24 protein-coding genes are annotated in these 26,831 nt (G+C 31.6%); 20 read left to right on the top strand and 4 right to left on the bottom strand.

Annotation, left to right across the window (positions count from 1 at the left end):
• Positions 1 to 10: 10 nt before the first annotated feature.
• Positions 11 to 826: a hypothetical protein gene (locus ACRBBL_RS17150; RefSeq protein WP_431370299.1), complete on the bottom strand. Its 816-nt coding sequence runs from the start codon at positions 824 to 826 to the stop codon at positions 11 to 13.
• Positions 827 to 1,039: 213 nt separating this feature from the next.
• Here ACRBBL_RS17150 and ACRBBL_RS17145 point away from each other — a divergent pair, with 213 nt between their 5' ends.
• From ACRBBL_RS17145 to ACRBBL_RS17135, 3 genes are all read left to right on the top strand, one after another.
• Positions 1,040 to 1,933, top strand: coding sequence for a DMT family transporter (locus ACRBBL_RS17145; RefSeq protein WP_431370298.1), 894 nt, complete (start codon positions 1,040 to 1,042; stop codon positions 1,931 to 1,933).
• 211 nt (positions 1,934 to 2,144) lie between these two features.
• Positions 2,145 to 2,609: an aegerolysin family protein gene (locus tag ACRBBL_RS17140; RefSeq protein ID WP_431370297.1), complete on the top strand. Its 465-nt coding sequence runs from the start codon at positions 2,145 to 2,147 to the stop codon at positions 2,607 to 2,609.
• A gap of 236 nt (positions 2,610 to 2,845) precedes the next feature.
• Positions 2,846 to 3,748 carry a DUF1353 domain-containing protein gene (locus ACRBBL_RS17135; RefSeq protein WP_431370296.1) on the top strand — a complete coding sequence of 301 codons (903 nt, stop codon included), beginning with the start codon at positions 2,846 to 2,848 and terminating at the stop codon, positions 3,746 to 3,748.
• Between the two features lie 92 nt (positions 3,749 to 3,840).
• Here ACRBBL_RS17135 and ACRBBL_RS17130 read toward each other — a convergent pair whose 3' ends face one another.
• The gene (locus tag ACRBBL_RS17130; protein WP_431370295.1) at positions 3,841 to 5,610 is read right to left on the bottom strand and encodes an ABC transporter ATP-binding protein; all 1,770 of its coding nucleotides are present in this window, start codon (positions 5,608 to 5,610) and stop codon (positions 3,841 to 3,843) included.
• 143 nt (positions 5,611 to 5,753) lie between these two features.
• Positions 5,754 to 6,314 carry a DUF4494 domain-containing protein gene (locus tag ACRBBL_RS17125; protein ID WP_431370294.1) on the bottom strand — a complete coding sequence of 187 codons (561 nt, stop codon included), beginning with the start codon at positions 6,312 to 6,314 and terminating at the stop codon, positions 5,754 to 5,756.
• 365 nt (positions 6,315 to 6,679) lie between these two features.
• Here ACRBBL_RS17125 and dcm point away from each other — a divergent pair, with 365 nt between their 5' ends.
• From dcm to ACRBBL_RS17055, 14 genes are all read left to right on the top strand, one after another.
• Positions 6,680 to 7,729 carry a DNA (cytosine-5-)-methyltransferase gene (gene dcm, locus ACRBBL_RS17120; RefSeq protein ID WP_431370293.1) on the top strand — a complete coding sequence of 350 codons (1,050 nt, stop codon included), beginning with the start codon at positions 6,680 to 6,682 and terminating at the stop codon, positions 7,727 to 7,729.
• Positions 7,729 to 10,401: an EcoRII N-terminal effector-binding domain-containing protein gene (locus tag ACRBBL_RS17115; RefSeq protein WP_431370292.1), complete on the top strand. Its 2,673-nt coding sequence runs from the start codon at positions 7,729 to 7,731 to the stop codon at positions 10,399 to 10,401. The genes dcm and ACRBBL_RS17115 overlap by 1 nt, the downstream gene beginning before the upstream one ends.
• A 3-nt stretch (positions 10,402 to 10,404) precedes the next feature.
• Positions 10,405 to 11,700, top strand: coding sequence for a hypothetical protein (locus ACRBBL_RS17110; RefSeq protein WP_431370291.1), 1,296 nt, complete (start codon positions 10,405 to 10,407; stop codon positions 11,698 to 11,700).
• A 67-nt stretch (positions 11,701 to 11,767) separates the two neighbouring features.
• The gene (locus ACRBBL_RS17105; RefSeq protein WP_431370290.1) at positions 11,768 to 13,108 is read left to right on the top strand and encodes a DEAD/DEAH box helicase; all 1,341 of its coding nucleotides are present in this window, start codon (positions 11,768 to 11,770) and stop codon (positions 13,106 to 13,108) included.
• A gap of 198 nt (positions 13,109 to 13,306) precedes the next feature.
• Positions 13,307 to 13,741 (top strand): MarR family winged helix-turn-helix transcriptional regulator, encoded by a 435-nt coding sequence (locus ACRBBL_RS17100; RefSeq protein ID WP_431370289.1) that lies wholly within the window; start codon positions 13,307 to 13,309, stop codon positions 13,739 to 13,741.
• A gap of 58 nt (positions 13,742 to 13,799) precedes the next feature.
• Positions 13,800 to 14,327, top strand: coding sequence for a cytochrome b (locus tag ACRBBL_RS17095; protein ID WP_431370288.1), 528 nt, complete (start codon positions 13,800 to 13,802; stop codon positions 14,325 to 14,327).
• A gap of 11 nt (positions 14,328 to 14,338) precedes the next feature.
• On the top strand, positions 14,339 to 14,770 hold the full coding sequence (locus ACRBBL_RS17090; protein WP_431370287.1) for an antibiotic biosynthesis monooxygenase family protein: 432 nt from the start codon (positions 14,339 to 14,341) through the stop codon (positions 14,768 to 14,770).
• A 92-nt stretch (positions 14,771 to 14,862) separates the two neighbouring features.
• On the top strand, positions 14,863 to 15,684 hold the full coding sequence (locus ACRBBL_RS17085; protein WP_431370286.1) for a hypothetical protein: 822 nt from the start codon (positions 14,863 to 14,865) through the stop codon (positions 15,682 to 15,684).
• Between the two features lie 121 nt (positions 15,685 to 15,805).
• Positions 15,806 to 16,351, top strand: coding sequence for an RNA polymerase sigma factor SigZ (sigZ, locus tag ACRBBL_RS17080; protein WP_431370285.1), 546 nt, complete (start codon positions 15,806 to 15,808; stop codon positions 16,349 to 16,351).
• A 63-nt stretch (positions 16,352 to 16,414) separates the two neighbouring features.
• Positions 16,415 to 17,314, top strand: coding sequence for a phosphatase PAP2 family protein (locus tag ACRBBL_RS17075; RefSeq protein ID WP_431370284.1), 900 nt, complete (start codon positions 16,415 to 16,417; stop codon positions 17,312 to 17,314).
• Positions 17,301 to 18,563, top strand: coding sequence for a MalY/PatB family protein (locus ACRBBL_RS17070; protein ID WP_431370283.1), 1,263 nt, complete (start codon positions 17,301 to 17,303; stop codon positions 18,561 to 18,563). Before ACRBBL_RS17075 ends, ACRBBL_RS17070 begins: the two co-directional genes overlap by 14 nt.
• 718 nt (positions 18,564 to 19,281) lie before the next feature.
• Complete coding sequence (locus ACRBBL_RS17065; protein WP_431370282.1) at positions 19,282 to 19,779, top strand: hypothetical protein; 498 nt, start codon at positions 19,282 to 19,284, stop codon at positions 19,777 to 19,779.
• Positions 19,780 to 19,837: 58 nt separating this feature from the next.
• Positions 19,838 to 20,788, top strand: a complete 951-nt coding sequence (locus ACRBBL_RS17060) for an alpha/beta hydrolase family protein (RefSeq protein ID WP_431370281.1) — start codon at positions 19,838 to 19,840, stop codon at positions 20,786 to 20,788.
• Between the two features lie 624 nt (positions 20,789 to 21,412).
• A complete protein-coding gene (locus tag ACRBBL_RS17055) occupies positions 21,413 to 23,380 on the top strand; it encodes a GEVED domain-containing protein (protein WP_431370280.1) in 1,968 nt (655 codons plus the stop codon).
• A gap of 169 nt (positions 23,381 to 23,549) precedes the next feature.
• On the opposite strand, the gene ACRBBL_RS17050 is transcribed toward ACRBBL_RS17055, so the two are convergent.
• Positions 23,550 to 24,443, bottom strand: coding sequence for a LysR family transcriptional regulator (locus ACRBBL_RS17050; protein WP_431370279.1), 894 nt, complete (start codon positions 24,441 to 24,443; stop codon positions 23,550 to 23,552).
• A gap of 131 nt (positions 24,444 to 24,574) precedes the next feature.
• Between ACRBBL_RS17050 and ACRBBL_RS17045 the strand changes: the two genes are divergently transcribed.
• From ACRBBL_RS17045 to ACRBBL_RS17035, 3 genes are all read left to right on the top strand, one after another.
• Positions 24,575 to 25,267 carry an aspartate/glutamate racemase family protein gene (locus ACRBBL_RS17045; RefSeq protein WP_431370278.1) on the top strand — a complete coding sequence of 231 codons (693 nt, stop codon included), beginning with the start codon at positions 24,575 to 24,577 and terminating at the stop codon, positions 25,265 to 25,267.
• 24 nt (positions 25,268 to 25,291) lie between these two features.
• Positions 25,292 to 26,149 (top strand): LamG-like jellyroll fold domain-containing protein, encoded by an 858-nt coding sequence (locus ACRBBL_RS17040; RefSeq protein WP_431370277.1) that lies wholly within the window; start codon positions 25,292 to 25,294, stop codon positions 26,147 to 26,149.
• Between the two features lie 101 nt (positions 26,150 to 26,250).
• A complete protein-coding gene (locus ACRBBL_RS17035) occupies positions 26,251 to 26,649 on the top strand; it encodes a DoxX family protein (protein WP_431370276.1) in 399 nt (132 codons plus the stop codon).
• Positions 26,650 to 26,831 lie beyond the last annotated feature (182 nt).

Here is a 26,831-nt window from a genome sequence, read left to right as displayed (position 1 = left end):
TTAACATCATTTACTGACTACAATCTCCATCAATAATATTTTGTTGTGTAGGATTGAATTGATTTTCCGATACATTATAAATTTCCAAAGCCGAATTGTTTTGCAACGGAGCTTGTAAGATGCAATAATTACTTAATAGATCGTTTCCAAATATCAAAAGAGTATTATTGATAGCAGTTAAGCCTTCTAAAGCTGCTAATGACGTTAAATTATTGTTATTGATAACTTGTAGAGTAGCAACATTTGTAATATTCTCCAATCCTTCAAGCGATGTAAGTCCTGTAGTATTGACAGAAACACTGTTTAGTACTTGCGGATTGATATTGCTTAATGCTTCGATAGAAGTTAAAGAAGCATTGTTTAGGAAAGAAATTACGCCACCACTGTACACTGTTTGTCTTGATACAAAAGAATTTCCTTCAATCGCTCTAAAATTTGTCAGACCATCCAATGAAGCCAAGTTTTCATTATCATTTACAATCAATCCAGATGCAACCGATAATTGAGACAAACCTTCTAACGAAGTTAACAGAGGATTGCTTTGTATTTCAACTTGTCTTGTAACACTTATAATGGTATTTAAAGGAGATAAATCGGTAATATCGGAAGGAACAGGAATATGATCTTCTGCCCAGCGATCACCAATATTCAAATATCCATTAATAACATTATATCTTTGTGCGCCAATGGCATCTACATCTGCTTGTGTTCTTAAAATAACATTTCCTTGAAGGATCGTAACTGGAAGAATTTGAATGTCTGAATTATCTACAGAACAACCAAATATAATAAATGAAAGAATGGTATATAGGAATATCTTTTTCATAGCAATGTTTTTGATTTTTATAATAGATGTGAAATGATGAAAATGGTTGCGTAAAATTGATCGTTAGTTTAAAAAAAACGTCAAATAAAATGGTGAAAAAATTATATCATTTGAATACAGATTTGTGAAAAAACAGAAATTACGGATAACTGCTTCAAAATAACTCCCAAGTTGTGGAAACAAGATCGTATTTTTGCACTTTATTTTTTGTGTATGAAACCAATATCGTCAAAAGTACTTATCATATTAGCATTTTTTGCCATTTACATTATTTGGGGAAGTACCTATTTACTTAATAAAGTTGCGGTTACTGAGTTGCCAGCATTTTTCCTAGCTTCATGTAGGTTCTTTTTTGCTAGTATATTAATATTTGGAATCGCTAAAATTTCAGGTAAAAAACTCTCAATCACCAAAAAACAATTTCTAAATTCAACATTTGTTGCTTTTCTGTTTATGGTGTCTGGAAACGGGCTTTTTGTTTGGGCATTAAAGTATCTCGACAGCGGTTTTACTGCGTTATTGGCCTCTACACAACCATTATTTGTATTACTGCTAATGCGTTTGATAGACAATAAAAAGATGCAACCAAAGTCAATCATTGGTGTTGCTTTGGGAATTTTTGGAATGTATTTATTGGTAAGTCAACAAGAATTGGTGACAGATGAAGATACATTGATTGGAATTTTACTTGTATTTGTATGTGTAATTGGTTGGAGTTATGCCAGTGTTTTTGTTTCAAAAGCAGATTTACCTAAAAATCATTTGGTGAGCACAGGATATCAGATGGGAATTGCTTTTTTCATGCTATCTGTGGTAAGTCTTTGTTTAGGCGAAGAATGGACTTCTCCATTAGCCTGGAGTGCTAACGTACAATGGTCAATGTTTTTATTGATCATTTTCGGTAGTTTGGTCGCTTTTACGGCATTCAATTACTTACTCAAAGAAGTTTCTACAGAAAAAGTAGCAACCGCATCATACGTAAACCCAGTGGTGGCTTTGCTTTTAGGTTGGTGGGTTTTAGGTGAAGAATTGACGACACAATCTATCGTTGCAGCCTGTATTTTATTGGTTGGTGTGTATTTCATTACTTCTAGAAAACGAAAATAATACTTCTAAACATTTCTTTCCGGTGTATAAAAACGCATCCTATTAAATCATTTACTTAGGATTTATGTCTATTCACTAAATAGAAATAGTCATTCAGTGATTTATTTATCTCATTTTCTTCATAATAGCAATATTTGTTTTATATCAATTCTAAGAATTCTTAATTCAGAATTTAGTTAAAACATGTATAACTATTTAAAAACCAATCAAAATGGCAGAAGCACAAAACTTTACAGTTGCAGTAAAAAACTACACAGCAATAAATTTTATTGCAGGAGAAGAAAAAATGAAATGGGGCAGTGTATATGATAAAAGTAATATTAAAAAACGTACCACCACTACAAAAGTATTCTATACAAGAGGTGATAAAGATGCTGCAACAGGCACCGAAGGAGTACTTACTTATAAGAGTCCAGATGGCAGTGCATCCATTACATTTACATGGGATATTCCTTGGGGACTAGGAGAAGATAAACTAGATGTTACGGTTTCTGGACCCATTAAATTAGAGGAAAAATCTTGGAGAGGTGCAGAAGTATTACGCAAAATTGTAGAAATAGTTGTGTTAGACGATGCGCCAGTTGCAGTTGTTAAGAAGAAAAGTAAAAGCAACATAAAGAACTTATTTTCATTTTTAAGATCCGTAAGCAAGAAAAGAAGAAGAAGAAGAAAATAATTTTTTGCAGGTTGGAATTCATACTGTTGAAAAGTATCGATTTGAATCTATATTTAATAGAAAAGTTGTATAAAACAGCGCTATTTTAATACTGTTTAAATGTATAATTGGCATGTTCAGGAGTTTATATATGCAAATGAAAATTATATAAAATTAAGAAGTAAAACCCTTACGGATAAAATATGCTTAATTTTCTGTAATTTGTAAATTCAAAATAATATATAAATCAAATTACAATGCAAGAACAAGATTTATACGAAGTCTTAAATCTACTATATCAACGGTTCGATTCTTTTCAGGTACTTTGGGGTATTTATACAACAGTCGCTATTGGACTCGTTGCGGCAATGATCTCATTTCCTAAACATATTTCCTCATCATTAGCTCGAATTATAGTTATTACAGGATTTTCAATTTTTGCCTATGCAAATCATGGTGCATTAAACTTAGTCAATAATGAACGTAACTATTTGCAACAAGAAGCGGAAGCAATTACTTTAGAATTAGAAACTGCATCTGGACAAGAACGAAATATTTATACACTTGTTCGACAGAAGAAAGTGTTACCTGAGAAAGAATTACTTCTATTTCATCTAATTATGGATGGCTTGGTTATTTTATTGATATGGTTTGTTCCTAAAGCTTTGGTGGCACTAAGGCCATTCAAATCCATTTCTGATACTCGAATTCATATTAAAGGATCAAAATTACCCGATCCGAAGATCAGTTGGAATCAACAAAGCAAAATTTGGATTTTAGAAGAGCAAGTCAATGTAGATATCAATTCGAAACAATTAGCAAAAGCAGTTGGAGTAGAGATTCCGAAAGGATTTAAATTCGATTTGTCTACCATTCCTCGATTTTTATGGACATTTATAGCTCCGTTTGAACTTTCCATCATTGCGCCTTTGGTTCATGATTTCCTCTATGTGAATAAAGGAAAGCTAACAATAAATGATCAAAATTTGTTGTGTGTTTCTGAAGAAGGAGACGAAGGCATAAAGGTGCAAATAAGCCGATTAGAAACAGATTCTATCTTTCTGGAACACATGAAACAGGAAGGCGTAGGCTTTATAAAACGTTGGATGGCTTATTTTGGAGTACGACTCATTGGCGGTATTTTTTGGAAGGATAACTAAGTACGCATATCGTATTAGTTCCATTCCTAATTTAAAGAAAGAAAATTCAAATATTCACGAAATGATAACTGCAAAGTGATGCTAATAATCACTTAAATTTTTGCTTGATAGGTGTATAACTCATAATAACGACCTTGTTCAGCAATTAGTTCATCATGAGTTCCACGTTCTACAATATGTCCAGCTTCAATGACTAATATCTGATCTGCCTTTTTTATGGTACTTAAACGGTGCGCAATAACGACAGTGGTTCTGTCTTTAATTAACTCTGCTAAACTTTTTTGAATTAAGGCTTCACTTTCAGTATCTAAGCTCGATGTAGCTTCGTCTAAAATAAGAATCTTAGGATTTGCCAATATAGCACGAGCGATGGCCAAACGTTGACGTTGCCCACCAGAAAGTTTTACACCTCTTTCTCCAATTAGAGTTTCTAAACCTAAATCAAATCTGTCAGTAAATTCGTTTACATGCGCTGCTTTTACGGCGTTTATGACTTCTGTTTCGGTGGCATTTGGTCTTGGGAACGTGATGTTGTCACGAATAGTTCCTTCAAATAAAAACTCATCTTGTAAAACCACACCTAAATGTTGGCGGTAACTACTCAGTTTAACTTGCGATAAATCTTGATTATCAATAGTAATTTTACCAGATTGTGGTGTTAAAAATGTAGCTGATAGTCCAGCAATAGTCGATTTTCCTGAACCCGAACTTCCTACCAAAGCAGTCACGGAACCTGCTGGTGCTTTAAAGTTGATATTATGCAAGACTTCTTTTCCTTCTTCATAAAAAAATGAAACATCATCAAACTCAATAGCACCTTCTATTGTTTTTAATTGAATCGTTCTATCTTCATTGTCTTCTTCAGCAGTCATATTCATGAGTTCTTCGGTTCTATCTAAACCTGCTAATGCTTCCGTTAATTGACTACCAATATTACTCATTTGTACAATTGGCGCAACCATGAATGCTAATAGAAATGTGAATTGTATAAAATCACCAAAAGTCAAGGAACCTTGTATCATATAGTAACCACCAATTCCCATTACTCCAGTAGTTGCGATACCTATTAAAAAGGTGGAAGAACTCGTCATTAAAGCGGTTACAGTCATACTTTTCTTGACATTCTTAAAAATATCGTTTACACCTTTTTCAAAAACTTTGCTTTCTTGCTCTTCCGCATTAAAGGCTTTTATCACACGAATACCAGCTAAAGTTTCGGTTAATCGCCCTTTTACTTCGGCATTAATTTTTCCTCTAGTTCTAAAGATTGGTCGAATATATTTAAATGATTTTAAGGCAATGATCCCAAAAATTGATAAAGGCAAAAATGTAAAAAGCGTCATCCAAACGTTCATTTTTAGCAGAATAACTAAGGTTATCACGGCAGTAAACGTTCCACCAACTAATTGCACCAATCCTGTTCCTATAAGATTACGAACACCTTCAACATCGCTCATGATTCTAGATACTAAAGCACCTGACTTTGTGTTGTCGAAAAAGCTAATTGGTAACGACAATACTTTCTTTTGCACTTCGGCGCGCAATTCACTAATTAAATATTGCGCTTGTATACTCAGCACCTTAGTCAGTAAAAAAGAGGTAATTGCTTGTACTAAAATAGCAGCAATAACAATAAAAATTAATATATATAATTGATTGTAATCTTTATTAGGAACAACTTCATCTAACAGTACTTTACTTTGTAGTGGTATCACAAAACCAGCTAAACTTCTAATAATGATCAATAATAATCCCAGGAAAACCAAATTTCGTCGAGGCCAAATAATAGTTTTAAAGGCTTTTTTTAAGGTAGCTCTTGGTTTTGAATTTTTATTTTTTGCTGTTTCTTGTAGGTGTCTCATATATGCTGGTAAATACTATAATTTGTAAAAATAAGCATAATAGGAAGATTAAATGTGTAAATTGAATCTTATACAAAACAAAAAACCTGAACAATACACTTATTGCTCAGATTTTAGTTATTTCTTTTAACAAGATATAGTAGTTATTCTGCTTCTACAGCTAAACTATCTGCTAGTTCTAGCTTTTCATCTGTATCATTCGTTGCAGGTACAGAATCTTTCAATGCAATAAACTTTTCCATCTTTGCCATTTCGCTTTCTTCACCAGAAAAATAAGGGAATACGTCCATAATAGGCGATTCAGAAATAGCAGGAATTGTATATTCTGCCATGGTATCTTTCATTGCAGTAACCGTGTTCTCGTATGCTTCTTTTACATCATTTCCTTGGATCAATAGGTATTGATTGCTTTTGCGTTCTTTCCCGCTTTCTTCATCGAAAGAAATCATGCTCACTTTACATTTAAACCATCTATCTGAATTTTCAAACGGATGTATTTCAGCATAGTTAGCCACTTTAATATTGGTGATTTTAATTTCTTCGCCTTCTCTTAAATAAGCAGCCATTTCTTGTGTAATTCTACTTTCTGCCTCTGTATAGGAAATAGCATCTACCAAAAACGGTTCTGTTTTTAGTTTTTGTTCACCTGTTACTTCATCAAGTTTTCTATATTTTACCTTGCATTCATACCACGTTGCACTCATATCTTTTTGTTTTAAGGGCGACAAATATAGGATTTCCTTTTAGCTAAAAAAGTCAATAAAAAGAATAGATATTCACAATTTTAATGTGGGTTTTGTAGTGGTTTTAGAGTGAGGGAGTTAGGTGAGTTTGAATTATGATGTGTGTTCTGTTTTTTAATATTTTTTGTTTGAATGTGGTTTTCCGTAAAATCCTTTTCTAATGATTATTTAGATTTGTTTTTGAATTGAAAGTTCTTTGAAAACTTATATTGGAAGAAAGTAAAAAGCCGAGCAAATGAACTATAATAACATTTGTTAAATAAAAGTATAAAACTAATGTGGAGTTTTTCTTTATTCGTTACTTAAAATTATTAAATTCGTATTATATGGATTTTATAGACTTATACGCAGGAATTGGAGGCATAAGATTTGCTTTTGAAGCTCATGGAAACGAATGTTTGTTTTCTTCTGAATGGAATAGATATTCACAAATTACGTATAATGCTTTTCATGGAGAAATTCCTTTTGGAGATATACATGAAATTGAAGATATTCAAAATCAAATTCCAGATCATAATTTATTAACTGCTGGATTTCCTTGTCAACCATTTTCATTAGCAGGCGTTTCAAAAAAAAATAGCTTAGGTCGATTACATGGTTTTGATGATCCTACTCAAGGAACTGAATTTTTCAAGGTTAAAGAAATATTACGTATTAAACGACCGGAAACATTTCTTTTAGAGAATGTAAAAAATCTTAAAAGTCATGATAAAGGAAGAACATTTGAAACGATATGTGAATCTTTAACAGAAGTTGGATATACATTTAAATCTAAAATTATTGACGCTGCAAATTGGGTTCCACAACATAGAGAAAGAATCTATATAATAGGTTTTAGAGCTGATTTAGGTATTACAGAGGAGCAAATAGAAACTCTATTTCCAGAAAAACCAGCACAAAGAATTTATGAATTGGAAGATATCATAATGCCAGAAGAAGAAATAAGAGCGCTATATGGAGATAAGTACACTTTGGGTTTAGGAACATGGAATGCTTTACAACGTCATAGAGATAGACATCGAAGTCTTGGTAATGGTTTTGGATTTAATATGATTCGTAGACCTTATGCAGATAATATAACAAGAACAATGTCGGCTAGATATCATAAAGATGGAGCAGAAATATTATTGGAACAAGAAGGAGATATCCCCAGAAGAATAACACCTTTAGAAGCATGTAAACTTCAGGGTTTTCCTGAAGAATGTTATAAGTTTTTTGATGGTGAAGTTGAACAACCAGTTTCAAATAGTCAAATTTATAAACAATTTGGGAATTCGGTTGCTGTTCCTGTATTAACAGCAATAGCAGAAAATATTACAAATTTTGTAGAAGACAATCAATTACTAGAACAAAATCAAGTTCTAAATCAAATATAATGGAAGACATTTCTGAAATATTAGAATTAATTAATAAATCAAAAGAAACATTTTTAAAAATTGTTTCCGCAAATGATGCAGGCGAAACAGGAGGGCATCAAGTAGGTATTTACGTACCAAAAGGTTCAATTTCTTTTTTTGATTTTAAAGGAACAAGAGGTGATAATAATGAAAAGTTTATAAATATTAATTGGCAAGATGGTGTTATTCAACCTAAGAGCCGATTAATTTATTACGGGAAAGGTACTCGCAATGAGTATAGAATTACTAGGCTTCACAAAAAGTTGAAGTCAAATAGTCTTTTTATTTTAGTTAAAATAGATGAATTTAATTATAACGGTTTTTTGATTAAAGAGGAAGAAACTGAAAACTTTTTAGGAAGTTTAAATTTAGAAAAAAAGGATATAGTTAAAGGATTAACAGTATCGAGTTTAAAAACTAAAACAGAAGAACAAACAGAAATTAATTTTGATAACGATAGTAATGTAACAGAAAAACATTTTAAACCAAAAGCTCATATTTTACGATTGTTGGGAGAAGAACTTATAAAGAGTCCAATTATGGCTATTTATGAGTTGGTGAAAAATAGTTATGATGCAGATTCAAGCTTTGTTAATATTAATTTTTCTAATATTCAAGATAAAAATAATGCGATTATTACTATTAAAGATAATGGAACAGGACTTACTTCTGATGTAATTGAAAATGTTTGGTTGGAGCCAGGAACCGATCATAGAAAACCTATTGATGAAGATGGGAATAGAATAATTAATAGAAGTCCTATTCACGATCGCGTGCCAATGGGAGAAAAGGGAGTTGGTCGTTTTGCTGTTCATAAACTAGGAAATATAATAACTCTGATTACAAGACCTGCCGAAATTGTTGAAAGTGAAAATGGAATAAAAGAGAAAAAAGCTTTAGATTATGAAATAACATTAAAGATTGATTGGAAAGCATTTTCTCAATCTAAATACTTAGAAGACATACCTATTACTTGGCAAACTGAAACCGACAAAACGAATTTTCACTTCCAAGATAATTCTGGAACTTTAATTGAAGTAACTTCATTAAAAGAACCATGGACAAGAAGAATGGCAAGGAGTCTAAAACGAAATGTAACTTCTATGTTATCTCCAAAAAATATAGAAGAGGATTTTAAAATAAACTTAGATTTTGGGAATCACTGGTTACAAAATTTCCCTGATGCTCAAGAGATTTTAAAAATTGCACCTTATAAATTTACGGCTTTATTAGACGAAAATTATAATTTAACGTTTGATTACATCTGTGAATTTAAGTTGAATGAAGAATTTGGGAAAAGAATAATTGACAATGGAGCAATTAATATTAAAGGTGAATTAATTAAAACATTTAAAAAAGAAATAGAAAAAGAAGAAGAGTTAACAAATGAAGAGTTAGAAGAACAATTAAAAATATTTAACAATACTCTTCCTTTTGGGAATTTGTTAATAGAATTATACACTTATGATCAAGACCCTGAAACTCTCAGGAATTATACATATGACTCAAAAACTCTTAAGAGCGTTTTAAAATTTCATGCAGGAATCAAAGTCTTTAAAGATGAAATGAGAGTTTTTAACTATGGAGAACCTGGAAATGATTGGTTAGAACTAGAAAATCGAAGAGTTAATAATAAATCTTGGATTTCTAATAAACTTAATATTGGTTTTGTGTATTTAGATTCAGGAAATTCTAGTTGTTTAGTTGAAAAGACAAGTAGGGAAGGTTTTGTAGAAAGTGCTGACTATAAGTTGTTTGAAAACTGTTTAATAGGTGTCATAAATGAATACAGAACTGAACGTTGGAAAGATAGACAAAAATGGCTTGATTATATAAGTCCAGCTCCTAAAGAAAGGGAATATCAAGATCAAACAACCATATTTTCAGAGCTTATTGATTCTACAGATTTCTCTGATGATGAAAAAAAAGAAAAATTAAAAAAAGAAGCTGAAAGCCTTCAAAATGATTTTGAAAAAAAGAAAGAAACACTTTTAATTCCAGCTGGTGTTGGAATGACAGCTTCCGTAGCACTTCATGAAATTGAAAAATTGGTCCCTAGAATGAAGGAAGTTGTTAATGAAAACCCATTTCAACCTATTTTAGGAAATGAAAAAGTAGATGAGCTAAATGACTATGTTCAAGGTATTTTATCTGTACTACGAAAAGGAGGGAATAAACCAATTAATCTGTCAGAGTGTATTAATAAGGCAATTTCTAATTATAATTTTAAATTAAAAAAGAGAAAAATAGAAACAGTAACCGATTATAATGAGTCACTTGAAACAATAAAATGTGATAAGAGATATTTTATTACTATGGTAATGAATGTAATTGATAATAGTATTTATTGGTTAGATACCACAAACAAAGAAGACAAAGCTATCTATATTAAAACATATTTAGACAATGATTTTCCTTCATTTGTTATTGTAGACAATGGACCTGGATTTAAAGATGAAATTACAGATTTAGTTAGACCATTCTTTACTAGAAAAGATGATGGGATTGGAATCGGTTTGTACTTGATTGATACAATTATGATGAAATATGGAAAGTTTGAAATACTAGAAAATTCAGATTTAGATGATATTGAAATTCCAACAAAATATCGAGGTGCAGCAATAAAATTAACCTTTAATAAAGATCAATAATATATGTTATCATTTGAACCAAGAATAGCAGTAATAGACGATAAAATTGATGAAGTCGAGGGAATAATACAAAAATATCAAAAAGAAGGTGTTGGTATTAAGTATTTTAATGCACATTTAGCCAATGGAGATGATAAACCTAATATTCATTTTTCAGATTTAAATCTAATATATTTAGATGTTCATTATACAGAAAATATAAGAGATTATGATCCTGAACTTTGTGCTGCATGGATTTATAGTCTAGTACCTGAATATTCTTTTTATATTTTAATCTTGTGGTCAAAAGAAACAGACAGCAAAGATGAAATCTTAGAAGAGTTGAAAAAAATTAACCGTTCTCCTTTTGCTTGCATAGTAAAACAGAAAAATGATTTCAAAACTAAGGACAGCTGGGATTTTGAAAAGTTAGAGCTATCAATTAAAGGTGAGCTAGAGAAATATCCTGAAATAGATGAACTTGCGACCTGGAAAAAAAGTATAATACATTCATCAAATACAATTATAGGTCATCTCGTTAAAGGTATTGATGCTGATGCTCTAAAGAAGAAATTACAAAAAATAATAATTGGTCATGGTGGGACTTATTTATTGGGGCAGGGAAATGAAAATGAGAAAAGAAAAGTCCTTTTTGATGCACTAGACAATATCTTATCATCAAATTCAAAATCGACGAGACCACTTGAGGAAATAACTCAAGTAAACAACGAAAACCTCTATAACATACCTGAATTCCCTAAAACAGACATTGATTCGAAACTTAATTCTTGGTTTCACTTTATATTACAAAATCCAATTCCTAAAGAACTGATCATTCCTGGATTAATATCTATCTGTGAAAATGAGTCTTTAATTAAAAACTATAATATCCAGCGTGATGATAATATTGCAGAATATTTATCTTTTCAAACTAATCACGATGATGGTGAAAGAAGCCCAGAATTGATTGATATAGCAATGATTATATCGCGACCTTGTGATGTTGCTCAAAATAAATATGGTAGAAACTTAAAACTACTTGGTGGTTTATTAATTCTAAATCCCATTAGGAAAAAAAACAAGTTAAAAGGTAAAAGTACTATGCCTTTATCTCTAAAAATATTTGACCATTTATATTTAGATGAAGAAAGAAGTGATTGTGCATTAATCTTTGATTTTAGGTATGCATTTTCACTACCTCCAAATATATTTCATGAACGTTTTAATAAAATAAAAATTTTCAATAAAGAATTGCTATCAGAAATTCAAGTAGAGTATAGTTCTTATTCTAATAGATTAGGAATAACACAAATAATTTAAGAATATACAATCCAATCACCACCAAAACCTCAAAAACACTACCTATCTTTGCCGAAAATTATTTTAGATGTCAAAACAGTTTTCAGATTTAGGAATTAATGAACAATTACAACAAAGTCTATCAGACTTGCAAATAACTGTTCCGACAGATATTCAAGAAAAAGTAATTCCGGTAGTGCTAAATCAAAAAGAAGATGTGGTTGCCTTAGCAAAAACAGGAACAGGGAAAACTGCTGCTTTTGGTTTGCCATTAGTGCAACTCATTGACACTGAAAATACAGCAATTCAAGCTGTAATACTCACGCCAACACGCGAATTGGGACAACAGATTTTCAATAACTTGGAATCTTTTGCAAAGCACAGTCCTAAAATCTCTATCGCTTCTATTTGTGGAGGCGTTCCTATAAAACCTCAAATAGAACGTTTAAAAGAAGCGACACACATTATTGTAGCCACACCAGGACGTTTAGCCGATTTGGTAAAACGAGAAGCTATCAACATCAAAAACATCTCTTATTTTATCTTAGACGAAGCGGACGAAATGGTCAGTGCGCTAAAAGAAGGATTGGATAGCATCATAAAAGAAATTCCAAAAACTCGTAGAACCTTACTGTTTACGGCAACAATGCCAGGAACCATCAAGCAATTGGTTCAAAATTACATGTTCAAACAGGTAGTGCATATTGAAGCGGACATGTCAACTGTTGGTCATCAAGGAATTGAGCATCAATATGTAGTCGTAGAACCGATAGAAAAACTAGAAGTATTACTTCATTTTCTAAGTTCTAAACAAGGCGAACGCGGTATTATTTTCTGTAAAACCAAAGCTGCAGTAAACAAATTAGCAAAAAAACTAGCGATCAATAAATTCTCTTCTGGTGCAATTCATGGAAGTTTGACACAAGGAATTCGCGATCGTATCATGGGACAATTTAGAGAAGGATTTATAGATATCTTAGTTGCAACCGATTTGGCCGCGCGTGGTATTGATGTCAAAGAAGTTTCCTATGTTGTTAACTATCATTTGCCAGACACGTATGATACGTATGTTCATAGAAGCGGAAGAACAGCGAGAGCAGGAGCAAAGGGACTTTCCTTATCTGTGATACAAAAAGAAGAAGTTGTAGAAATTCCTGAATTTGAAGATGAATTAGGCATTGTTTTTAACGAATTCAAAAAAGCAGATGCACAAAGCATTGAAGAAAATAATGGTTTGTTATGGGCTAAAAAAATATTCAAAACAAAACCTAACCGTGACGTTTCTGAAGCTTATAAAGCTAAAATTAAAACGATATTTCATCACTTAACAAAAGAAGAATTAGTAGATAAAATATTTGCTAATTATTTAGCACAAACTGGTGCTGCTAATGCAAAAAGTGACACTCCAAAAAAGAAGAGAAAACACTAGCTAGATAAATGTAATATAGTATTTGCAAATCGTTAAAGCACTGTATTTACTGCATTAAATATACTTTTGCTATAATTCCATCCATTATTTAATCTGTCTGAATAATTCTGTATGCGCTATTTTGTGCATAAGAATTTCAATAGTATTATGAATATTAACTTTATATTTGTCATGTTAACTAATAATGTAACAAATACTATGGAATCATTTTTAGATCAATCTGCAGGTTATTTGATTAATATGACAGCTCTTTTATTAAAAAGAGAGTTTAATTCAGCTATAAAAAATAATAAGATTGATGTAACACCAGAACAATGGGCTATTTTAAATAGACTAAATGAAAAATCTGGATTAACTCAAAAAGAAGTTGCAAAACTTACTTTCAAAGACAATGCTAACATAACTAGGATAGTTGATAAACTTGAAAATAAAGGCTACGCAGTAAGGGAAGCAGATACGAATGATCGAAGATCTTGGAAAATTTCTATAACTAAAAAAGGTGTAGAAATTCGTGATTTAGTAGAGCCTCTAGCCGTTGATATACTTAAAAAAGCTACCGAAGGATTAAGTAATGAACAAGTTCAGGCGTTTAATGATACTTCAAAAAAAATCTTAGATAACTTATCAAAATAATTTTTTATACATATATTTGTCATGACAAATATTGCTATAACAATTTTAAATCAATGTTATGACGAAACAAAAAAATGACTTAACACAAAAATATAGTAAGGGAACTATTGTAATACATTGGGTAACTGCACTATTAATTCTAACCTTGTTTCCTTTAGGGAAATACATGGAAGATATTTCACTATCTGAAAAAATGGGTTTAATAAAGGTACATGCCATCCTAGGAGTCGTTGTATTTATTTTAACTCTAATAAGAAGTTACTTGTTTTTTAAATCTAAACGACCAAAAGATTTGGAGACAGGCTCTAAATTCAATGACACCTTAGCTGTGTGGATTCATAATGCCTTTTACATTTTATTGATTGCTATTTCAATAGCAGGAATAGTAACCATGTTTACAGGCGGTTATATTGATGCATTGCAATCGGGAGTATCTGATTTAATACTTTCAAGAGAAGACCTTATGCCTCTAAAAGCCCACGGATTTTTAGCCACAATCATGATTATATTATTGGCTTTACACGTTTTAGGTGTGATAAAGCATTATACGTTAACAAAAGAGAATACTTTAAAAAGAATGTCTTAATAAATTAAAAAATGAATACTAGAAAACTATTTAAGAAGAGTTTAGTAAAGGTTTCAGGATTAACTTTCATAACAATTTTACTAATGAGCATTACTTCATGTACTAATGAACAACAAACTAAAAATAAATCAACTATGGAAAACAATGCATCAGAACATATCATTTTAATAAATCCATTTGAAGTGCCAGAAGGTAAATTGGAAGAATCAATAATTTATTGGGAAGCATGCAGAGACTTTCTAAAAAAAGAACCTGGTTATATATCTACAAAATTGCATAAATCAATAAAGAATGATACCAAATTTGAATTGATAAATGTTGCGGTTTGGGAAAGTTCAAAAGCATTTATGGATGCTAGCAAAAAAATGGCAAAAGAACTCGGAGTGCCACCTACAGAAGGGCTTAAAGCTAATCCGTCTCTCTATACCCTAATAAGAGAATAATCATCATTTGCTTCTTAACTATATAGTTAATACATACAGGTGATATATAATAGAAATGAAGCTTTGTTCCTAATTCAAACACTTAAACTCAATTGTTTAAAGTAATTCTAACATATATCATTCACTTAAATCTTATCATAGCAACTTCTGCAGGGTTTCTCGCTGCGGGAGTTGCAAACCTATTTGCTATAGATAGTTATGTGTACTATGGTCTGTTTGGTTTTTTCTCCACCTTATGTGTTTACAATAGTCAACGATTATTTAAAGCTAATATTTTAGCTAAAACACCTTGGTTGAAATGGGTGTACAAGCATCGGAAATTAATAGTTTACCTAAGCCTTTTTAGTGGATTAATAGCAAGCATTATATTTTTAAAATTAGTAAACAATATAACACTGACAATTGCAGTGTTATTTGGCATAGCTAGTATTATATCGTTTTTTTATGTAGTTAGAATATTTGGAGGAAACCTACGTGAATTGCCTTATATTAAGATTCATTCTATTGCTTTGACTTGGACATTAGTGATAATACTGTTTCCTATAATAAATGAGAAAATTTACAATTGGGAAACCTTTTTATTCTTTATTCCTGCACATTATGTGTACTTTGTTGGAGTCGCCATTCCGTTTGATATTAGAGATTTGAAATATGATTCGCATAAGCAACGAACAATTCCACAAGTGGTAGGTATTCGAAATGCAAAAATGATTGCAATTTCACTGTTTGTTTTAACAATAGTAGGAGTAGAGATTGTCTTTCAATCCATGTATAAATCGCCAGTATTTGTAGTAGCTATTATGGTACAAACACTCTTAATTGCATGTACAACTCTCAAACGCCAAGAAATATATTATTCAGTTTTAATAGATGGAGCTATTGGGCTATTAGGAATAAGTTATGTAATGAATTAAAATTCAAGTTATGAGTTGTAAAATGACTTGAATACCGATTGCATTTTAGTATTTTAAAATATTTTGCGTCTTTTTTAAATCTTTGCGTCTATAAATAAATCTTTGATTTATTTTTGTTACTATGAATACTGAAATTATACACGTTTGGAATGATATGAATGACCGATTAACAAATTTTGTTAATGGAAAGGTTCAAAATCCTGATCTCACAAAAGATATAGTTCAAGATGTCTTTTTAAAAGTATTCACAAAGTTTGATACTTTAAAAAACAAAGAAAAATTGGTGTCTTGGATATATCAAATTACACGCAATGAAATAATTTCTCATTTTAGAAAATTTAAATTTGAAACTTCTTCTGATACTATTGAAGCGGAAGATATTTCTGAAAATTCACTAACATCTGAGCTAACTCATTGTATCAGCCCGTTTATAAATTCACTTCCCGAAAAGTACAAACAAGCTATAATTATGGCAGATATTGAAAACGTACCACAGAAAGAAATAGCAGAACGCTTAAACATTTCGTATTCAGGTGCAAAATCAAGAGTACAACGAGGTAGAGAGTTATTAAAGTCTTCCTACGACCAATGTTGTACTATATCTACAGATGTATATGGTGATGTTATAGCGTATAAAGCAAAAAAATGCAAGCCATCTTGTGACTAATTTTTTTTGCGTCTTTTTTTAGATGTCACGTCTATATATAAAATCAAACAAATTATATATAACATGAATACGCTAAAGAAACATATCACATTAATTTTAACGTTTTTTATCACTACAAGTATATACAGTCAGAATGCTGTTTTTTCAACAATTCATGACATAGAACCTATACGCAATCACTACAAAGAGTTAAAAAAACTAGATGCAGAAAATCGTACAGCATATGCCGCAATGGATGAAATTAAATATCCTACAGATAATTATTTAAACTTTCTACTTGTGTATGCTTCGAACGAACCTCACTATTTAAGTTCTAGTCAGGTAGATTTCATTGTGAATTCAGTAAAATTTCCAGCCAATAGTTCACAACAGACAAGAGCTGAACTAGATTTTTTACTCGATTTACAAAATAAGAGAACTGAAAAACAAATAAAACGCGTGATGCAGTTAGCCAAAATAGGGTATTGGCCTCATAAAAATTATACAAAAACAGATGATAGATATGAGAGTAATTTAAAAGACTTATTCTTTATGGTAAGAGAAGTTTCTGGAGAAAAATACAATGCAAAAGAATATCCAAAAACTGCCGAATTATTAAAAGGTGTTATGCAAGATACTCGCTTATTAGAATTTGCTATAAAGTTTAATCTATTACGTGCCAGACCGTATCATTTGGATGCCAATATTAAACCTTTACAAGAAATACCAACACCTTCTTTTGCAAGCGGACATACGTTATGGGCGTATATTCAAGCGTATACTTTAAGTGAATTAGTGCCAGAAAAGAGAGGTGAATATATTGCCTTAGCTTATGAAATTGGTTTGTCGAGAGAAATTATGGGAGTTCATTTTCCTAGTGATGAAGAAGTAGCAAGACAAATAGCACATAAAATGTTGATGCTTATGTGGCATACGGACAAATTTCAAAAAGCTTTTAAAGCTGCAAAAAGTGAGTGGAACTAATAAAAAACAATTTAAAGAAATTAAAATGAGTCAATTTGATACAATACACACAGTAGAACACAATTTTGCAAAAAGTAATCCAAGCTACTTAAAAGGTATGTTTGGTGCAACTGATGTAATGCCACTATGGATAGCCGACATGGATTTTGAAATAGCAAAACCTATTCAAGAAGCTTTGCAAAAATTGGTAACAAGGAATATGTATGCGTATGAATTTAATACAGAAGCGGTTTTTAAAGCAATTTCAGATTGGAATTTAAAACGTCATCAATTAAAATTAAACCTTAAATCGTTTGTGCAGGTTTCTGGAGTACTTACAGGAATTGGTGTGTTGATTAGAGAACTGTCTGAAAAAGGAGATAGTATCATGGTACAAACACCTGTCTATCATCAATTTTTTAAGGTGATTGAATCTGCAGATCGAAAAGTAGTTCCTAATAAGTTAAAAGTAGTTGAAGGCCAATATCAAATGGATTTTGAAGATATGGAGCGCAAACTCAAAACCTTAAACATTAAAGCTATCTTATTATGTAATCCTCACAATCCTGTTGGTAGAGTGTGGACTAAGGAAGAATTACAAAAATTGGTAGAGCTAGCAAATAAATACAACGTAACTATTATCAGTGATGAAATTCATTCTGATATTGTCTATTCTGGCGCTGAATTTAATAGTATCGTTTCATTAAATACTAGTGAAAATCATATTGCTGTATTAGGCTCGCCGGCCAAAACATTTGGTATGCAAAGTATCTCAAATGGATATCTATATATCCCAAATGAAAACACCTTCAAACAAGTTAAAGACACCATTGGTTCGTTATATTTAGATCATGGAAGCATACATTCGGCCAATGCAACAATAGCAGCGTATACAAAAGGAGAAGAGTGGCTGGATGATTTGCTGACATACCTTGAAAAAACAATGAATTGGATTGAAAGTTTTGTCCAAAATGAATTGCCAGAAGTAACATTATACAAGCCAGAAGGCACATACCAAGTTTGGTTAGATTTTAGCAAACTGAATATATCTGATGCTGCTTTAAAGCATTTAGTAGTGAATCAGGCAAAATTGGCTTTAACTCCGGGCGATTGGTTTGAAAACTCACACACACAATTTATGCGTATGAACGTAGCTTCACCATTGTCAAAAATTCAACAAGCTTTTCTTCAACTAAAAAAAGCAGTAGATCAAGGTGTCGATTGTTCTTTTAATGAAGCAGCATCAGCTACTGATTGTTGTTCGTGTTAAACCTAGAATACTAAAATAAGAACAGGTTTCCAATATCAGTTCTTTTGATAATTTACAAAGATTTTAGTGCCATTTTAAAACGGTTTTAGGGTATCAAATTTTTTATTGCAATTTTTATATCGCAACTTAGTTGCATTAATAAGTATTTTTATTATTTTAGCAACTTAGTTGCATTAGCAGCTTTTAATTATAGTTTAGATTAATTTTGTTTTAGTAAAAGTAAATAATGGATATAATTAATAGGAAATACTCATTTTCTGNNAAAAGAACAAGTAGTAGAAGCTCAGAACAATTGGGGTAATGGAGTAGTAAGAATTGGTGCATTAAAAGAAAACAGAGTTGCGTGTGAAAAATTTACAAATGATTTTCTAGATACACTTTATGCTTTTGAAGCAGGTTTAGTTTCATTTAAACCTACCAAATGTGAAATAGAACAATTTAGACCAACCAAACTAGAGGCGTTATCTTATTTTATTGCAGGAGAAGATAGGGCATGTAAAGAAGATAAAGGGTTTGCCATTCAGCCTTGGACAAAGGTAAGATTTGAAAATTCAAACCTTATTTTAGAAGAAAATCGTGCCATAGCAATGGGAAACTACTTTTTTACCGATTTAGATGGAAACGAAGCAAAGGTTGAATATACGTTTGGTTATAAATTAATAAATGGGAAATTTAAAATTGATTTACACCATTCATCATTTCCTTATAGCGCAAACTAATGCATAAACGTCTTTACCTTTTATGTCCTACTGATTGCTTAGAATCTATTATAAGCAATACATTTAAGTATGAGAATTATTTCTATACTTCATTGGGTAATTCTTTTGCGCCTGATACTGAAACATTAAAGTCTATAAAGCAATTAATTGAAAAACATCATATTAAGGAGATATATTTCATCCTTTCTATGGATAATCAAATTGTTTTAGATGCATTTGGAGATCAGAATTTTTCTAAAATTGCGGGACTAAGTAATTTTTTTATTGAAATAGAAAAACAAAATAGACGTTCAGAAATAATAGCACAATCATGGAATCGTCAATTTTCGATTATTTCATATTACTTGAATAAAAAAATAAAAATGTTGCAATTAGAATTAAATAATTTGTCAAATGGACCTATAAAAATAGGTGGTAAAATGTACAATAAGTATCAAGATGCATTTGCAGATATTTTTTCTGATTTAGTTTGTTTAGAAAAGTATCATTTAAATTAAAATACAAATCATTCATTTCTTTAGATACAAAGGCTAGCTTATTAAATAAAACATCGCTATGAAATATAAATCTACATTAGTTCTAATAGTACTTACTATTTTTTTTACTCATGCACAGAATGGAAAAATTATAGAAAAGGAAAGGTTAATTCTAAGCGACGCGACAATTGCCAAGATTCATAAAGCTGATTCAACAATGATTCCAGCGCTTAAAAATATAGAGTTTTTCCGAATAACCTATTTATCAGATTCATTAAAAGTAAAAGGATTTATTGCTAAACCAATTCAAAAAGGGAATTTCCCATGTATCATTTCAAATAGAGGCGGAACAGGTGAATTTGGCGAATGGAATGAAATAGGAATAGGCTTCTTTTTGGGAAAACTCGCTAGTTGGGGATATGTAGTTGTAGCAAGTCAATATAGAGGAAATAGTGGAAGTGAAGGAAAAGAAGAAGTAGGAGGAAAAGATGTAAACGATGTTTTAAATCTGATACCTACTTTAAATGAAATTGATAATGCAGATACATCACGAATAGGCATCGAAGGTGCAAGTAGAGGCGGAATGATGACATATCTTTCGCTCAAAAAAACGTGTCAATTCAAAGCTGCTGTTGTTCTTGCAGGTGCAGCCAATGCTTTTAAAGCACTTGAAAATCGACCAGAATTTGAAGAACATGTGTATGCTAAGTATATTCCAAATTATTATCAAAATAAAGAAAAAGAATTGAAAGCTAGGTCTGCAGTATTTTGGGCAGATAAAATGTGTAAAACTACACCGATATTAATAATGCATGGTAGTTCCGATTGGCGTGTTCAAGCATCAGAATCATTAGAATTGGTGAATGAATTGTATAAAAGCAAACATCCTGTGCGTTTCATTTTATTTGAAGGAGCCGACCATGGAATAAGAGAATATCGCAATGAGTTTTTTAGCCAAACCAAAAAGTTTTTTGACTATTATCTAAAAGACCTTAATAGCTTGCCAAATATGGAATTGCATGGAAGATAGATAGACTATTACTGAATCTGTCTTTTTAATAAATGAAACACACTTTTACTACACATAAGTTTATTTTTAGAGTCTGAATATCCACAACATAATCAGCTACATTATATCATAATACACTTAAATTTTGTTCCCTATATAAAATTTCTGTAATTGCCGAACTATTATTAGAATCATGAATACAGGCAGCAGTATCTATAACCAAATATCCAAAGACCAGCACTTACACAATTGCTAACTTATCACTATTGAGTTTTCCTCTAAAATTGAATAATTGATTATTTGAAGAGTCGTTTGTCCCTTTCATAATAAACCTAAGCCTGAATGAATGTTGTATTTATGTCTGAAACACAAAGTTATAGGGTTTTAACTAAAATTATTAATTAAAACTTTATAGGTTGCCTCATTAGAAATTAACCTTTCTCTCAATCAAAACTAAAGTAGATTTTCACAAGTTTATATTCAAAAAACGAAGAGTGTTAGGTGTGTAGTAATACTATATTAATCACTTGTTATACTAAATATTCCTCTTTATTAAATTGTCATTGAAAAGCATAAAAAAATAAAAATGATTCAATAATTTAACAGAAATTATAACAAAATAGTAACCAAAATTAATGTTGAATAATGAAAAAAATTACACTATTATTTTTTATTCTTATCTCGTTTACAGTTTTTGCTCAAGAAAGAAACTGTGCAGTTATGCAAGATTTAGAACATAGAATGCAAACAGATCCAGGTCTTTCTAAACGAATGGCTAAAATTGAAGAGTTTACAGCTCAGAAAGTAAAAGAAATGTCTATTGCTAAATCCATAGATGGAGACATAATTACCATACCAATTGTTGTACATGTATTATATAGAAATTCAACAGAAAATATCAGTGATGCTCAAATTCAGTCTCAAATAGATGTTTTGAATGAAGATTTTAGACGTACCAATAGTGATGCAGATAATACTTGGTCTCAAGCTGCGGATACTCAAATACAGTTTTGCTTAGCTAAAGTAGATCCTAATGGAAATGCGACAACTGGTATTACAAGAAAGCTAACCACTCGAGAAGATTGGGGAGGATCTGCAGATAACTTTATGAAAAAGCCTTCTTCTGGAGGTGTTGCTCCATGGGACACTTCACAATATTTAAATATGTGGGTATGTCCTAAACTTTCTGCTCCAGGTTTCAATAACTTACTTGGTTTTGCACAGTTTCCAGGAGGAAGTGCAGCTACAGATGGAGTAGTTATGGGATATAAATATTTTGGAAGAATAGGAACTGCTACAGCTCCATTTGAGCTAGGAAGGACTACAACTCATGAAGTAGGACATTACTTGAATTTACGTCATATATGGGGTGATGGAGCTTGTGGAGTTGATGATTTTGTAAGCGATACTCCAGAATCAGATGCTTCTAATACTGGTTGTAATACAACGCATGTTTCTTGCGGTTCTGTAGATATGGTGCAAAATTATATGGATTATAGTGATGATTCTTGCATGAATTTATTCACGCAAGGTCAAAAAAATAGAATGAGAGCAGTATTGGTTTCGGGTGGTGTTAGACATAGTTTAGCACTTTCATCAAAATGCGAACCTCCTGTACAGCCAAGCTGTAATGATGGTGTTCAAAATGGTGATGAAACTGGTGTAGATTGTGGAGGATCTTGTGATCCTTGTCAAACACAATATTGCGAATCATCAGGATCTAGAGTACAATACGAATGGATTGCTAGAGTACAAGTAGGTGGTTTAGACAATTCTTCAGGAGCACAAACGTATTCAGATTTCACATCTCAAACAGCTACATTGACTAGAGGAACAAGCAATCCTATTACGTTAACTCCAGGGTTTTCAGGATCTGCGTATAATGAATACTTTAGAGTATGGATCGATTACAATCAAGATGGAGATTTTAGTGACGCTGGAGAATTAGCATTCGATGCTGGTTCGGCTTCTAATAGCGCCGTAAATGGTTCAATTACACCATCATCTTCTGCTGCTTCAGGAACTACTAGAATGAGAGTTTCCATGCGATACAACACAGCTCCAGATGCTTGTGGAAATATTGGAGATGGTGAAGTAGAAGATTATACCGTAAATATTACTGGTAGTGCACCAACACCAACCTGTACTGATGGTATCCAAAATGGAAACGAAACCGGTATAGATTGTGGAGGCTCATGTGCACCTTGTGATACAGGAGGAGATATCTGTGCAGGCGTTCCAGCTTACAATAGCTCTAATGCGTATTCTCCAGGAGATAGAGTAGTATACCGAAATAGCTTATACCAAAGAAAAACTAATGGTGGATGGGAATACATAGGACCTTGTGGAACAACTGCAAGAGGCGATGAAAATACGTTAGCTTTTGACTTAAAAATGTATCCTAACCCAGTAAAAGGAGAAGTTATTAATATTACTTTACCAACACTAGAGACTGTAGCATATTCTGTTAAAAATATGTATGGACAAACGGTAACTCAGGGCGTATTGAGCAGTTCAGGTCAGGTAAATGTTAGAACTTTGAATAGTGGATTATATATTATTCAGTTTACTATAAACAATCAACCTATAAGTAAGAAGTTTATAAAACAATAATTTTATTAAGGGATTTATAAAAGCTGTTGGTTTTTAATCAACAGCTTTTTTTTGTCTATCATCACTAAACAAACATCTCATAAAAACTAAAGAAGTAATACAATGAAAATAAAGGCTTTAACATTTCTATTTCTTATAAATCATCTAGGGTTTTTGCAATCTAAAGAATTTAGGATGCCTCCAAAAAATCTTCTTCAAAATTAGAAATGAAATCGTGGATGTACTTTTTAGTGCGATGCTCCTTTTTTACAACTAAGTAATGTGTTCGTTTTAAACCGTTTTTACCAATAGGTTTAAATATCAGTTCTTTTGATAGTTTAAAAGAGTTTAACTGCCATTTTGGAGCACACATGATTCCCATATTAGCTTCAATCATCGACAACGTAATTTCGGTAAAAGGAATTGCAGAAATCTTCTTAGGATGTATCTTATTTGGTTTTAAGAATTGATCGTAGACAGCAACACTTTCCATCGGAAACGAATTAATTAACAAATGAACATTTCCAAAATGACTCGCTTCTAAATACGCTATATTATTTAATGGATGCTCTTCGTGTATTATAGCGAAAATCTCATCTTTAAAAACAGGAATGCTCAACAACTCATCAGATTCCGGTTTTGATGCTACGATTGCAATATCGATCTCTTCAGATAATACTTGTGATATGGTTTGATGCGTAGTTCCTAAGGTCAAATCAATATCAATTTCGGGATAAAGGATTCCCATCTTTTGAATAAAACCTGGAATGGTATGAAAAAACGACTGACATTCCGCACTCAATTTAATTGCTCCTTTAGAACCTTCTTTGATCTGTTGTATGTTACTAAAACCTTCATCAATAGAGCTGAATAATTTATTGGCCAATTTGTAAAGCTCAGTACCTTCTTGAGTTAACTCCCATTTATTTCTGGTTCTGAGAAAGACTTTAAAACCCAATCGTTCTTCTAACTCTCGCAGTTGATGACTTAAGGCTGACTGTGTTAAAAACAATCGTTCCGTAGCATTTGCAATACTTCCTTCTTCTGCGATCGTTTTTATTAATCTGAAATATTTAAGCTCCATACTTACAAAGATAAACTACTTGGCTATAAGTTATAGTTGAAATTATTTCAGTTATCATTTTAGGAATCTCAATTTTAAAATAATGCCAACCGAAGACTTCAGCATAGTTTTATAAGCAAAAATAGTAACGTATGAAAACAATAGGATTGATAGGCGGAATGAGTTGGGAATCATCAAAACTGTATTATGAGTTTTTAAATACCAAAACAAAAGATGTATTAGGAGGTTCGCATTCTGCAAGATGCATCATGGTTTCAGTAGATTTTGCAGAAATAGAACGCTTGACTTTTAAAGGCGATTGGAATTCTATAGGAGAGCTCATGAAAGATGCAGCGCAACAGTTAGAAAGAGCAGGAGCAGAGATCATTTTGTTATGTACAAACACGATACACTTGGTAAGTCATTATATTTCTGAAAATGTAAGCATTCCGTTTTTACATATTGCGACAACCACAGGTGAATCTGTCAAAAAATCAGGTTTAGAAAAAGTAGCTTTACTAGGAACGAAATTCACGATGGAAAAAGACTTTTATACCAAAACATTGGTGAATGATTTTGGACTTGAAATTTTGATTCCTCACGAAAGTGATAGACAAGTTGTTCATGATATAATTTATAATGAATTGGTAAAAGGACAATTTACAAACGCTGCAAAACAAAAAGTTCTTGAGATTATAAAAGAGCTGCAAACTCAAGGTGCACAAGGTGTTATTTTGGGCTGTACAGAATTGCCTATTCTAATTTCAGAATCAGACATAGACATTCCACTATTTGATACAGGAAAAATTCATGCGCATACAGCTATTGAATGGAGTGTGAAATAAATTTAAATCTTTAATCAAAAAAATATGAAAACAACGATACTTATAACTATTGCCAGCCTATGCTTTCTTCTAATTATGTGTTCTTCTTTTCTTCAAAAAAAACAATTAAAAGACCATATACTTTTTTACAGTTCGTTTGATGGAAAAACAGCTGCAGACCTAGCTTTAGGTGATTCAAATATATACACAGCTAAAAATTATAAAGAAGCTGATAATGCTAAAAAAGGTTTACATGATCCCAATATCGTTTTAGCAATTGATAAAGGTTTTGTAGGCGATGTAATTCATTTTAAAGAAGCAAAAACGGCTGCTGTTTTTTATAAAGCATATAAAAATGTGGGATATACTACTACATCATGGAGTGGTACTATTTCTTTTTGGTTGCGATTAGATCCTAACAAAGATTTAGCGCCACACTATTGTGATCCAATCTGCATTACAGATTCTAAATGGAGTGATGCTGGATTATGGGTAGATTTTACAGATCATAATCCAAGAAGATTCAGACTAGGAGCAATGGGCGATATTGCAGTGTGGGATCCAACGAATGATAGTGATGAAACAGATTGGGAAAAGCGAACAGTTACGGTAAATCCATCTCCATTTCAGTCAAAAACTTGGACACATGTTGCAATTGTTTTTTCGGAAGTAAATACAAAAACAAAATCTACTTTTAAATTATTCTTAAATGGTCAATTCATTGGTGTGATAAAAAATATTAATGATCCATTTACATGGGAACCAGAAAACGGAAAAATCATGTTAGGCCTTGGCTATATTGGTTTCATGGATGAACTTGCCATTTTTGATAAAGCATTAGATCATAACGAAGTGAAGTCTGTTTTCGAATTAAAGAATGGTTTAAAAGCTTTATTTAAATAGTGACATAGCTAAAATTGGAGCTGTGTAGCTGTAAAGATTTACCTCAAGAAAATAGATAAATACTAAATTTAGTATCTTTAGTAATAACTAAAATCAAAAAAATGAATAAAAATACTGATTTAGGATTATTAATCCTGCGTATCGCTATTGGTGTATTGATGTTGCTACATGGCATTGCAAAACTAAAAGGCGTATCATTTATAGAAGGCATGTTAGAAGGCAAAGGGCTACCATCCTTTATGGCTTATGGTGTATATATTACAGAAATTATAATGCCTATACTTATTATTATTGGGTTTAGAACTCGATTGGCTTCTGCTGGCTTTGCTTTTGGTGTATTATTTGCCATATTCCTAGTACATTCAGGTGATATTTTCACATTAACTCAACATGGAGGATGGGGAATTGAATTGTTAGGTCTTTACTTATTTGGTGCTATAGCATTGTTCTTTACTGGTGGCGGAAAGCTAGCCATGTCCACAAAAAATAAATGGGATTAATTTTTTAGCATTGACGAAACGAACTCCAAAAACTGTATTCTCTTGATGTTTATGGAATCAATGCAATAAATAACTACATACCAAAAAACACTAAACCATTTTATGTAGTGCAGAACATTATAATTTTAAATCTGAATTATAATGTTCTGTATTAATTCACGAATTCATATTTATTATAATAG

The sequence above is a fragment of the Kordia sp. genome, assembly GCF_050633145.1.
Taxonomy (GTDB): Bacteria; Bacteroidota; Bacteroidia; order Flavobacteriales; family Flavobacteriaceae; genus Kordia.
The sequence above is the reverse complement of the archived record's forward strand: the minus strand, read 5'-3'. Positions and strand labels throughout refer to the sequence as shown.

Coding starts and splice junctions, on each gene's coding strand:
- ACRBBL_RS17150 (WP_431370299.1), bottom strand. CDS start 826: ATGAAAAAGATATTCCTATATACCATTCTTTCATTTATTATATTTGGT.
- ACRBBL_RS17145 (WP_431370298.1), top strand. CDS start 1,040: ATGAAACCAATATCGTCAAAAGTACTTATCATATTAGCATTTTTTGCC.
- ACRBBL_RS17140 (WP_431370297.1), top strand. CDS start 2,145: ATGGCAGAAGCACAAAACTTTACAGTTGCAGTAAAAAACTACACAGCA.
- ACRBBL_RS17135 (WP_431370296.1), top strand. CDS start 2,846: ATGCAAGAACAAGATTTATACGAAGTCTTAAATCTACTATATCAACGG.
- ACRBBL_RS17130 (WP_431370295.1), bottom strand. CDS start 5,610: ATGAGACACCTACAAGAAACAGCAAAAAATAAAAATTCAAAACCAAGA.
- ACRBBL_RS17125 (WP_431370294.1), bottom strand. CDS start 6,314: ATGAGTGCAACGTGGTATGAATGCAAGGTAAAATATAGAAAACTTGAT.
- dcm (WP_431370293.1), top strand. CDS start 6,680: ATGGATTTTATAGACTTATACGCAGGAATTGGAGGCATAAGATTTGCT.
- ACRBBL_RS17115 (WP_431370292.1), top strand. CDS start 7,729: ATGGAAGACATTTCTGAAATATTAGAATTAATTAATAAATCAAAAGAA.
- ACRBBL_RS17110 (WP_431370291.1), top strand. CDS start 10,405: ATGTTATCATTTGAACCAAGAATAGCAGTAATAGACGATAAAATTGAT.
- ACRBBL_RS17105 (WP_431370290.1), top strand. CDS start 11,768: ATGTCAAAACAGTTTTCAGATTTAGGAATTAATGAACAATTACAACAA.
- ACRBBL_RS17100 (WP_431370289.1), top strand. CDS start 13,307: ATGGAATCATTTTTAGATCAATCTGCAGGTTATTTGATTAATATGACA.
- ACRBBL_RS17095 (WP_431370288.1), top strand. CDS start 13,800: ATGACGAAACAAAAAAATGACTTAACACAAAAATATAGTAAGGGAACT.
- ACRBBL_RS17090 (WP_431370287.1), top strand. CDS start 14,339: ATGAATACTAGAAAACTATTTAAGAAGAGTTTAGTAAAGGTTTCAGGA.
- sigZ (WP_431370285.1), top strand. CDS start 15,806: ATGAATACTGAAATTATACACGTTTGGAATGATATGAATGACCGATTA.
- ACRBBL_RS17075 (WP_431370284.1), top strand. CDS start 16,415: ATGAATACGCTAAAGAAACATATCACATTAATTTTAACGTTTTTTATC.
- ACRBBL_RS17065 (WP_431370282.1), top strand. CDS start 19,282: ATGCATAAACGTCTTTACCTTTTATGTCCTACTGATTGCTTAGAATCT.
- ACRBBL_RS17060 (WP_431370281.1), top strand. CDS start 19,838: ATGAAATATAAATCTACATTAGTTCTAATAGTACTTACTATTTTTTTT.
- ACRBBL_RS17055 (WP_431370280.1), top strand. CDS start 21,413: ATGAAAAAAATTACACTATTATTTTTTATTCTTATCTCGTTTACAGTT.
- ACRBBL_RS17050 (WP_431370279.1), bottom strand. CDS start 24,443: ATGGAGCTTAAATATTTCAGATTAATAAAAACGATCGCAGAAGAAGGA.
- ACRBBL_RS17045 (WP_431370278.1), top strand. CDS start 24,575: ATGAAAACAATAGGATTGATAGGCGGAATGAGTTGGGAATCATCAAAA.
- ACRBBL_RS17040 (WP_431370277.1), top strand. CDS start 25,292: ATGAAAACAACGATACTTATAACTATTGCCAGCCTATGCTTTCTTCTA.
- ACRBBL_RS17035 (WP_431370276.1), top strand. CDS start 26,251: ATGAATAAAAATACTGATTTAGGATTATTAATCCTGCGTATCGCTATT.